Source organism: uncultured Methylobacterium sp. (assembly GCF_964244095.1).
In the GTDB taxonomy this organism is placed as follows: domain Bacteria; phylum Pseudomonadota; class Alphaproteobacteria; order Rhizobiales; family Beijerinckiaceae; genus Methylobacterium.
Genome location: NZ_CAXTHR010000169.1, coordinates 1 through 8,299, shown reverse-complemented (window position 1 = coordinate 8,299; position 8,299 = coordinate 1). Strand labels below are relative to the sequence as shown.

8 protein-coding genes are annotated in these 8,299 nt (G+C 73.8%); 5 read left to right on the top strand and 3 right to left on the bottom strand.

The window, feature by feature from the left end; all coding sequences use genetic code 11:
• The 4 genes from ACFE86_RS19590 to ACFE86_RS19575 form a co-directional block, all read left to right on the top strand.
• Positions 1 to 131 (top strand): Fe-Mn family superoxide dismutase (locus ACFE86_RS19590; protein WP_375456998.1); only part of this gene is annotated, 131 nt, incomplete at its 5' end.
• A gap of 322 nt (positions 132 to 453) precedes the next feature.
• Entirely contained in the window at positions 454 to 1,968 is a 1,515-nt protein-coding gene (locus ACFE86_RS19585) for a flavin-containing monooxygenase (RefSeq protein ID WP_375456997.1), read from the top strand.
• Positions 1,969 to 2,101: 133 nt separating this feature from the next.
• Complete coding sequence (locus ACFE86_RS19580; RefSeq protein WP_375456996.1) at positions 2,102 to 2,935, top strand: SDR family NAD(P)-dependent oxidoreductase; 834 nt, start codon at positions 2,102 to 2,104, stop codon at positions 2,933 to 2,935.
• Between the two features lie 343 nt (positions 2,936 to 3,278).
• A complete protein-coding gene (locus tag ACFE86_RS19575) occupies positions 3,279 to 3,482 on the top strand; it encodes a hypothetical protein (protein WP_375456995.1) in 204 nt (67 codons plus the stop codon).
• A gap of 32 nt (positions 3,483 to 3,514) precedes the next feature.
• On the opposite strand, the gene ACFE86_RS19570 is transcribed toward ACFE86_RS19575, so the two are convergent.
• Positions 3,515 to 4,150, bottom strand: a complete 636-nt coding sequence (locus ACFE86_RS19570; RefSeq protein ID WP_375456994.1) for a GDYXXLXY domain-containing protein — start codon at positions 4,148 to 4,150, stop codon at positions 3,515 to 3,517.
• Positions 4,150 to 5,490 carry a DUF2157 domain-containing protein gene (locus tag ACFE86_RS19565; RefSeq protein WP_375456993.1) on the bottom strand — a complete coding sequence of 447 codons (1,341 nt, stop codon included), beginning with the start codon at positions 5,488 to 5,490 and terminating at the stop codon, positions 4,150 to 4,152. The genes ACFE86_RS19570 and ACFE86_RS19565 overlap by 1 nt, the downstream gene beginning before the upstream one ends.
• Before the next feature lie 356 nt (positions 5,491 to 5,846).
• On the opposite strand from ACFE86_RS19565, the gene murJ reads away from it, so the two are divergent.
• Positions 5,847 to 7,376, top strand: coding sequence for a murein biosynthesis integral membrane protein MurJ (gene murJ, locus ACFE86_RS19560; RefSeq protein WP_375456992.1), 1,530 nt, complete (start codon positions 5,847 to 5,849; stop codon positions 7,374 to 7,376).
• A gap of 379 nt (positions 7,377 to 7,755) precedes the next feature.
• On the opposite strand, the gene ACFE86_RS19555 is transcribed toward murJ, so the two are convergent.
• The gene (locus ACFE86_RS19555) at positions 7,756 to 8,199 is read right to left on the bottom strand and encodes a transposase (RefSeq protein WP_375456991.1); all 444 of its coding nucleotides are present in this window, start codon (positions 8,197 to 8,199) and stop codon (positions 7,756 to 7,758) included.
• Between the last annotated feature and the right edge of the window lie 100 nt (positions 8,200 to 8,299).

The window sequence follows — 8,299 nt, the reverse complement described above, 5'->3', positions numbered from 1 at the left end:
GCGTCGACGTGTGGGAGCATTCCTACTACATCGACTACCGCAACCGCCGCCCCGACTACCTCAAGGCGTTCCTCGACAACCTCGTGAACTGGGAGCACGTGGAAAAGCTGTACGCCGAGGCGACCGCGTAAGGCTCAGACGCACCATCCGCGCGGGTCTTCCCTCTCACCTCTGCGGGAGAGGGTGGCACGCGAGCCAAGTCGGGAGATAGGAGCGCCGTATCCGTAAAGGGCGCTCCCCTCTCCCGACCCTCGCTCATGCGAGGGCCACCCTCCCCCCACACAAGTCGGGCTTGCCCGACTTGTGTGGGGGGAGGAAGGACGCGTCGGTCGCTCCTGCGAGATGCGTGAGGACGATAGCCCCCTTAAGCGGGAGAGGGCTTGGAGCCTCGCCCCTGCGCCGCCTCCGCCAGCCCCGCTTGCGTCAGGTCACGAAACCGCCGAAGCCCACGCCATGGACCCATCCGCCCCCGCGTCGCCCGATCCCGCGTCCGCCACGCGCCATTTCGACGTGCTGATCGTCGGCGCCGGCATCTCCGGCATCGCCATGAGCCACCATCTTCAGGCCGAGTGCCCGGGGAAGACCTACGCGATCCTGGAGGCGCGCGGGGCGATCGGCGGGACCTGGGACCTGTTCCGCTATCCCGGCCTGCGCTCGGATTCCGACCTCTACACCTTCGGCTTCAGCTTCCGCCCGTGGCGCAGCGACAGGGCGATCGCCGACGGCGCCTCGATCCTCGCCTACCTCCGCGAGACGGCCGCCGCCGAGGGGATCGACCGGAAGATCCGCTTCGGCACCCGCGTGGTGCGGGCGGCCTGGGATTCGGCCGCCGCGCTGTGGACGCTGGACGCCGAGGTCGGCGCGGACGCGGCGCCGGTGCGCTACACCGCCTCGATCCTCGCGGTGTGCAGCGGCTACTACGCCTACGACCACGGCCACAGCCCGGATTTTCCCGGGATCGCGCGGTTCGCGGGCCGCGTCGTGCACCCGCAGGCCTGGCCCGACGACCTCGCCTACGACGGCAAGCGCGTGGTGGTGATCGGCTCGGGCGCCACCGCGGTGACGCTGGTGCCGGCGATGGCGGCGAGCGCGACCCACGTGACGATGCTGCAACGCTCGCCCACCTACGTCGTCGCCCTGCCGAGCCGGGACGGGATCGCCCACTGGCTGCGGGCCAGGCTCCCGGCGGGCCTCGCCCACGGGCTGACGCGGGCCAAGAACGTCGCGCTCGGGATTTTCTTCTACCGGTACGCGCGCAAGCATCCGGCGGCGATGACCAAGCGCCTCCTCGCCGGCGTGCGGGCGCAGCTCGGCCCGGACTACGACGTCGCCCGGCACTTCACCCCGGCCTACAAGCCGTGGGACCAGCGCCTCTGCCTCGTGCCGGACGGCGACCTGTTCAAGGCGATCCGCTCCGGGCGCGCGTCCGTCGAGACCGACACGATCGCGACCTTCACCGAGGACGGCGTGCGCCTCGCCTCGGGCCGGACGCTGCCGGCCGACATCGTCGTCACCGCCACGGGCCTGCGCCTGCGGATGCTGGGCGGCCTGACGCTGACCGTCGACGGCCGCACCGTCGATCCGGCAAAAACCTTCCTGTACAAGGGGATGATGCTGTCGGGCGTGCCGAACCTCGCGGTGACGATCGGCTACACCAACGCCTCGTGGACCCTGAAGAGCGAGCTCACCGCGCGCTACCTCTGCCGCCTGATCCGGCACATGGACCGGCGCGGCTACACCTGGTGCGAGCCCCGCGCGGACCCCGCCTCGCTCACCGAAGCACCGACCCTGCCGCTGACCTCGGGCTACGTGACCCGGGCCGCGCACCTGCTGCCGCGCCAAGCCGACGCCAAGCCGTGGAGGCTGCATCAGAACTACGTCCTCGACACGGCGGCCCTGCGCTTCGGCCGCCTCGACGACGGCACGATGCGCTTCGGCCGCACGCCGCCGGCCCGTCGCGCGGCCTGACGCGCCTTTCTCATCCGCTCGCATCGGAGGATGTGTGCCTCTGCCAGCCTTAAGCGGGGGAGGGTGGGCCTCGACTCACGCGAGGGTCGGGAGCGCACGCTCCGGACGCAAGGAAACGGACGGGAACCGAGCGATGCCGCATCTGAGCTTCGAGAACCGGACCGCGCTCGTCACCGGCGCGGCGAGCGGCATCGGGCGGGCGCTCGCCGTGGCACTGGCGCAGCGCGGCTGCCACCTCGCGCTCGCCGACCGCGACGCGGCGGGGCTCGCCGAGACCGGGCGGATGATCGCGCCGAGCCGGATCCGCATCACCCGGCACGTCCTCGACGTCGCCGACCGCGCCGCCGTCGCCGCGCTGCCCGCGGCGGTCGAGGCCGCCCACGGCGGCCTCGACCTGCTGTTCAACAATGCGGGCGTGGCGCTCGGCGGCACCTTCGCCGACGTGAGCGAGGCCGACTTCGCGTGGCTGTTCGAGATCAACTTCTGGGGCGTCGTGCGGATGACCCGCGCCTTCCTGCCACTGCTGGGCGCGCGCGACGAGGCGTGGATCGTCAACCTGTCGAGCCTCTACGGGCTGATCGCGCCGCCGGGCCAGACCGCCTACGCGGCGAGCAAGTTCGCGGTGCGCGGCTTCTCCCAGGCGCTCCGGCACGAGCTGGCCGGCACGAATGTCGGGCTCACCGTAATCCATCCCGGCGGCGTCGCGACGGCGATCGCCGACAGCGCCCGCGTGCCCGCCCACCTCACGCCCGAGGCGGCGGCCCGCGGCCGCGCCGCCTCGAACAGGCTCCTGAAGCTCCCGCCGGCGCGGGCCGCCGCGATCATCCTGTCGGGGGTCGCGCGCCGCAAGGGCCGCGTGCTCGTCGGCTCCGACGCCAAGGTGATCGCCCTGATCGAACGCCTCGCGCCGGTCTCGTACTGGGACGTGATCCGCAGGCTCATTCCGAAGGACCGGCCGACCTCGTGAGGCGCCGCGGACCCGGCGAACGAGCCGGCCGCCGGCTGCCCGGGCGGCGTCGGAACGCGGAGCGGAGCCGTCGCGTCCGGAAGCCGGGGATGACCGTCGCCGCCGTTCGGCCGTGCCGACGGGGCGATGACGGCTCCACGAGCATCGGGTGGCGTTCCTCGCGATGGTGCCGCATCGAGACCTGTCCTCGCGTGCCGGAACCGCGGTGCTGTTCTTCATCCGCCGGAAAATCGCCGTCCGTTCGGGATCATGACCGACCTGCGACGCCTGATCGGCACGGATGACCTTGCCATCCGACAATAAATCCCGTCCCTTCGGCCATGACGGCCGACGGAGGACGCGGATGGCAAAGGACAAGATCTTCATCGAACCTCGCCCCGATGGCGGCTTCGGCGCGAAGCACGAGGGCGGCAAGCGCGCCGTCGTCACCGGGGAGACGCAGGGCGCGGTGATCCAGGAAACCAAGGCCAAGTATCCCGAGGCCAGCGTCCACGTCGCGCGCGTCCGGAACGTCGGACCCGGCCCCGACAAGTTCCGCAAGACGTAGCCGCGGCGGCGCGGCTCGGACCTCGCGTTCGCTCAGCGCCACAGCCGCGCGGTCTTCGCGAAGGGCTCGCCGCCGACGCGGAGCCCGTCGAGGACCGCGACCCCGTCCGCGTCGACCCGGACCTCGACGCGGATGTCTCTGCGCGCCATCCGGTCGAGCCGGGCCGGCACGCCTTGCGCCCCGTACCAGGTCTCGATGCCGTAGCTCGCTTGGCCGAACAGGCAGGCGGGCTGCCCGCAGGTCTGCTGGCCGAAGCGGGCGCCGTTGCGGACGAGGGTGCCGGACCGGACCGTCCCGGCGATGAACGGCGCGTCGCCGGGCGGGCGCTCGAACGCCACCTCGGTCGCCCGGTGGACGCCCTCGGCGTCGGGCGCGAGCCGGACGTAGACCGTGCGCTCGGGCCCGAGCGCGCAGGTCTCGCGCGCGGCCAGATCGCAGGCGGACCCCGCGGCGGCCGGCACGCCCTGCAGCCGGCCGATCGCGTAGGCGAGCACGCTGTACTCGCCGCGGAGCAGGTCGCGCGGGTCGCGGGTCTCCACCGTCAGCAGGAGCGGGCGGCCCGCGTGCAGGCGCTCGGTCTGCCGCCACGCCAGGCTCGCCGCGGGCAGGAGCTGCACCGCGAGGAGCGCGGCGAAGGCGACCGCCGTCGCTGCCGATCGCAGGGTCATCACGCGGTCCTCCCGGCGAGGCGGCGGTCGGCCCAGCGGCAGAGCGCCAGCGTCAGGGCGACGAGGGCGGCGGAGCCGAGGAGGTTTACCGAGAACCCGAGGAGGTCGCGCGACACGGCGAGCATCCCGACGATCAGCCCGGCCACCAGGGCGAGCCCCCAGCCGAACAGCGCGCGGCGCTCGTCGAGGTGGCCGGCGACGACGAGGCCGAGCGCCGGCACGATGCCGCCCCAGACGGTCCAGAACGGCGACCCGCCCCGCGCCGGCGCCCAGCCCCACGCCCCCGTCAGCAGAACGAGAAAGGACAGCGCGGTCGAGCCCAGGACGATCAGTTCGGGCAGCGGCAGGGGGCCGCGCCCGCGCCGCCGCGGCAGGACGAGGAGCGCGCCGGCGGCGGCGAAGGCGAGGAGCGTCGGGAGAATCCAGGCGGGCGACGGTCGGCCGCCCCAGCCCAGCGTCCGCGCGGCGACGGCGAGGATGCCGAGGAGGCAGACGCCCGTGGCAGCCTGCGCCAGGGCCGCGCCGCCCTCGCGCAGCCGCGCCGTCCGCGGGTCCGCGCCGAAGCCCGCCAGAGCTTGGCCCGCCAGCGCGTGGCCCGCGCCGAGGGCGAGCGCCGCGACCAGCATCAGCCGGTCGGGTCCGATCGTCGGGATGCCGCCGGACGCGGCGCCGAGGTGGTTGGCCAGCACCACGAGCAGCACCGTCAGGCTGGGCGCGCGCGCCGGCAGCCATCCGGTGAGGAACCCGGCCAGCAACCCGGACGCGACGAACCAGAAGGTGGGCGATCCCGCGCCGGGCGCCGCGCCCCCGTCCCAAGGGCCGACATCGGCCACGACGAGCGCCGCGCAGGCGGCGAAGGCCGCCCCGCCCGAGCGGGCGACGAGGGCCGTGGCGAGGCCGAGGGCGGCCACCGTCGCGGCGTAGCCGCGCAGGTCCGGCGGCACGTGGAAGGTCTGGCCGACCAGCGCCAGCGTCGCCGCCGCCAGGACCAGCGACAGGGTCGCGGCCCCGTCGGCGACCGCACGTTGGGGGGCGCTCGGCGCCCGGGCGTGGCGGCGGCCCGCGAACCACGCCCCGAGCACGGCGGCGGCATCGGCTGAGAACAGCACGACCATGCGGGTGGCGGGCGCGAGGCCCGACCAGTTCGCGGCGACGAAGGCGATGATCGCGGGCGCGACCAGGACGACGATGCAGAGGACGAGGATGCCTTGGAGATAGCCGGGCCCCGGCGGCGCCAGCGCCTCGGCGGCGATCCGCTCGCGCTGCGCGGCGTCGATCAGCCCGCGTTCCTGCCAGTCCAGCAGGTCGCGGCGGAGCCTGGCTCGGTAGGACGGCAGCATGCGGGCACCCGGTTCGCCGATCGGTTGCGTCTACGGCGCGCGGGCCGGACCGACGGTGCCGGGACGCACGCGATGCGTCCGTCGGCGCGGGGCGCACGATGCCACGGAACGGGCTGTCCGGACACGACGGAGCGCGAAGACGGTGAAGGCCCGCTGAATCGCGCCGCGCCGACGGCCGGCCGTTCCGGTGGCCGAAGCGCCGCTTGCCCATCAGGGGCGCCGCGTTCGCGCCGCTTGCCCATCGAGGGCGCCGCGTTCGCGCCGCTTGCCCCCACGCGCCCCGCCGCCGTAAGTCACCGGCCGGACGGTGGGGCGGGCGTGGCGGCGATGCGGAACACTGACGGCGCGGTCCTCCGGTGATCCGTGCGATCCTGTCGGTCGGGAGCTGGACCCTGGTCTCGCGGGTCACGGGCTTTGCCCGCGACGTGGCGATGGCCGCGGTGATGGGCGCGGGGCCGCTGGCCGACGCCTTCGTCGTCGCCTTCCGCCTGCCGAACCACTTTCGCGCGATCTTCGGCGAGGGCGCGTTCAACACTGCCTTCGTGCCGGCCTATGCGGGCTTGGCCGAGACGGGTGCGGAGGGCGCGGCGCAAGCCTTCGCCGACCGCATCTTCACCCTGATGCTCGGCCTTCAGATCGTGCTGCTGGCACTCGCCCTGCCCCTGATGCCGTGGGTCGTGGGGGCGCTGGCGCCGGGCTTCTCCGCCGACCCGGAGCGGTTCGCACTCGCGGTGGCGCTGACGCGGATCACCTTCCCCTACCTGCTGTTCATGACGCTGGTGACGCTGCTGTCGGGGGTGCTCAACGCGCAGCGCCGCTTCGCCGTGGCGGCGGGCGCGCCGGTGCTGCTGAACCTCGCGGTGCTGGCGGCGCTGGCGCTGGCCTTCCTGTTCCCGGACGCGGCCCATGCCGCCGCCTGGGGCGTTTCGGTCTCCGGCGTGCTCCAGTTCGGGCTGCTGTGGTGGGGCTGCCGCCGCGCCGGCGCCGCGCCGCGGCTCGCCCGGCCGAGCTTGCGCGATCCGGCGATGGCGCGCTTCTTCGCGGTGCTGGGGCCGGCGGTGATCGGCTCGGCCGGGTTCCAGATCGCGGCGTTCGCCGACACGATCATCGCGAGCTGGCTGCCCGCCGGCGCGGTCTCGGCGCTGTACTACGCCGACCGGCTCTACCAGCTTCCCTTCGGCGTCATCGCCATCGCCGCCGGCACGGTGCTGCTGCCGGAGATGAGCCGGCGGATCGCAGCCGGCGACGTCGCCGGGGCGCACGCGGCGCAGAACCGGGCCGCCGGGTTCTCGCTCGCGCTCTCGGCGCCGTTCACGGTGGCCTTCCTCACCCTGCCCGGCCTGATCATGGCGGCCCTGTTCCAGCGCGGCGCGTTCTCGGCCGAGGATGCGGCGCGCGCGGCGTCCGTACTCGCGGCCTACGGGCTGGCGCTGCCGGCGGTGGTGCTGGTGCGCAGCGCGGTCGCGAGCTTCTACAGCCGCCAGGACACGACGACGCCGCTCTGGGCCTCGCTCACCGCGATCCTGGTCAACGTCGGGCTGAAGCTCTGGCTCACCGGCCCCTACGGCGTCACCGGGCTCGCGCTCGCCACCGCGGTCGGCCAGTGGGTCAACCTCGTGCTGCTGGCCGGCCTCGCGTGGCGCCGCGGCTGGGCCGCGCCGGGCCGGACGCTGGGGCTGACGGGGCTCGGCGTCGCCCTCGGCTGCGCGGCGCTGGCGGGGGTGGCCGTCTACGGGCTGCCGCTGGCCGAAGCCCTGGTGCCGGCCCTGCCGCGCGGGCGCGAGGTCGCGGTGCTGGCGCTGCTCGGGCTCGCGGGCGCCGCGGTCTACGGCGGGCTCGTCGCGGGGCTGCTCCACCTGTTCGGGCTGCGGCTGCGGCGGGCGTGAGCGCATCGTCCAGCGCGGCGGTTGCCGGCTCGCGTGCAAGACGATGCGAGGCCATACGTGGAGGCCGGCGCCGTGCTGTTCGGCTCCTCGAACCGCCGGGATGTGGCGGGGGCGACCGCCTTCGGGCTCCGTTGCGCCCGGATCGAGCGCGGGGCTGCCCGACGCGTACGCCCTCCGACGAAGGAGGTGCCGGTTCGTCGCGAAAGTGCGCGTTAAAACAAGGGCCTAGAGCCGTGATCCGACCCAACATGGTCGGGCTCGGACACCTCGAAGAACCGCCTGTTGGGGCGCTTTGTCGCTGCGGACCACTCTGGCCTGAACGGTTGACCGTGTGGGGGTGTCTCGTGAGCGGCCCCCGGCGGCCCTTCCTGAGCCTTTTTCAGGCCGCGACCGGCCGGGCTTCGATCCAGAGGAGGCGCTTGAGGTTGTGGGCGCGGTTGGCGAACCCGATCCTGGTCCGGGCTCGGGCCAGACCGCTGGTGCGTACGAACAGGCCGAAGCGGTGCTTCTGGCTGGCGAACACCGTCTCGACGGCCGAACGGACCTTGGAGCGGGCGCGGTTGGCCTTGCGCTGCGACGGCGTCAGGTCGAGGCCGGGCTGCCGCCGGAAGTGGGTCCTCGAGCGCCGGCCGTGTTTGGCCAGATGGGCTTCGTTGGTCTTCGAGCGGTAGGCCGTGTCGGCCCAGACGTCGCTGGCCGTGTTGGCCGGGTCGAGGGCGTTGGCCAGTTGCGCCCCGTCATGGGCGGCTGCGCTGGTCACGGCGAAGCGCCGGACGAACCTGTGCTTGCGGTCGATCGAGACGTGGGTCTTGTAGCCGAACATCGGAACGGCGATCTCGATCCTAGGTGTATGGTCCCGGGATGAGGTTCGGCTATGCCCCCTCCACCATCCACCGCATCTGGCGGGCCTTCACCCTGCAACC

Excerpts from the sequence above, each read along its gene's own strand:
- ACFE86_RS19585 (WP_375456997.1), top strand. The coding sequence starts at position 454 with ATGGACCCATCCGCCCCCGCGTCGCCCGATCCCGCGTCCGCCACGCGC.
- ACFE86_RS19580 (WP_375456996.1), top strand. The coding sequence starts at position 2,102 with ATGCCGCATCTGAGCTTCGAGAACCGGACCGCGCTCGTCACCGGCGCG.
- ACFE86_RS19575 (WP_375456995.1), top strand. The coding sequence starts at position 3,279 with ATGGCAAAGGACAAGATCTTCATCGAACCTCGCCCCGATGGCGGCTTC.
- ACFE86_RS19570 (WP_375456994.1), bottom strand. The coding sequence starts at position 4,150 with ATGACCCTGCGATCGGCAGCGACGGCGGTCGCCTTCGCCGCGCTCCTC.
- ACFE86_RS19565 (WP_375456993.1), bottom strand. The coding sequence starts at position 5,490 with ATGCTGCCGTCCTACCGAGCCAGGCTCCGCCGCGACCTGCTGGACTGG.
- ACFE86_RS19555 (WP_375456991.1), bottom strand. The coding sequence starts at position 8,199 with ATGTTCGGCTACAAGACCCACGTCTCGATCGACCGCAAGCACAGGTTC.